A 1039-nucleotide genomic window follows, 5' to 3' on the forward strand; every position below is an offset into this window, starting at 1 on the left:
CCTATAAAAATGGCAGGCTGGACGGCTATTCCAGAACCTATTATGAAAACGGCAGGTTAAAGAGTGATTCGCGCTTCACTGACGGACTGCTTAATGGGCAGGCTAAAACTTATTACGAGAACGGCAAACTGCAGAGTGAAACGGCGTATTTGTTAGACAGGCGCAATGGAACGTATAATACATATCGCTTTAATGGAGTGCCAGATTTAACGGTAACGTATTATAATACAAAGGCTATAAATGGCGTATGCCATAGTGTAAGGGGTGGCGAGGTGCCGCTTTCGTCAAACGAACTAGATGCCATCAATGCAGGTAGGAGTGTCACGTGCGACTAGCTGGTATTTATGTCTGAAATATGCAGGCTTGACGACAGAATAGCGTCAAAAATTGCAGCAGGAGAAGTAGTAGATAGACCGCTAAATGTCGTAAAAGAGTTGTTAGAGAATGCACTGGATGCTGGTGCTACTAGGCTCGTTGTTGATATTGCAGGCGGCGGGGCAGACGCTATCAGCGTTGTGGATAACGGCAGAGGAATTCCTTATGACGAGTTGTCGCTGGCTATAGAAAGGTTTGCTACTAGCAAGGCGCGCACGGTTGAAGATGTTTATAATATACAAACTTTTGGTTTTCGTGGCGAGGCACTTGCCGCTATCAGTGCTGTCAGCAAGTTCACGTTGAAGAGTGTTCGTTCTGGACATGAAGGTGGCGAAATCAACGTTGAGTATGGCGTAGCCTCAAAAATAATCCCTAGCTCTATCTCAAAGGGAACTAGCATTCAAGTGAGAAATTTATTTGGCAATCTGCCCGTCCGAAAGAAATTCTTAAAGAGCGTGCGCTCAAACGATGCTGAAATATTACGTTTCATCAAGCATTTTGCGATGTTAAACGCTCCCATTGACATAAAGGTGCTTTTTGGTGGCGATGAAGCTTTTCGCACTTACTCCAACCAGTCAATGTTGGACGTCGTTCGCTCGGTTCTGGGCGAAGAGCAACTATCTTTTGCAAAATTTAATGAGGGTGGTATTGAGATAGATGTTTG

2 protein-coding genes are annotated in these 1039 nt (G+C 44.8%); both read left to right on the forward strand.

What is annotated here, in order from left to right; all coding sequences use genetic code 11:
* A partial coding sequence (locus AC1MDJ_RS08015) for a toxin-antitoxin system YwqK family antitoxin (RefSeq protein ID WP_479690392.1) occupies window positions 1-335 on the forward strand: 335 nt, incomplete at its 5' end.
* Between the two features lie 9 nt (window positions 336-344).
* A partial coding sequence (gene mutL, locus AC1MDJ_RS08020) for a DNA mismatch repair endonuclease MutL (RefSeq protein ID WP_479690393.1) occupies window positions 345-1039 on the forward strand: 695 nt, incomplete at its 3' end.

It is taken from the genome of Candidatus Termitispirillum reticulitermitis, from assembly GCF_054655775.1.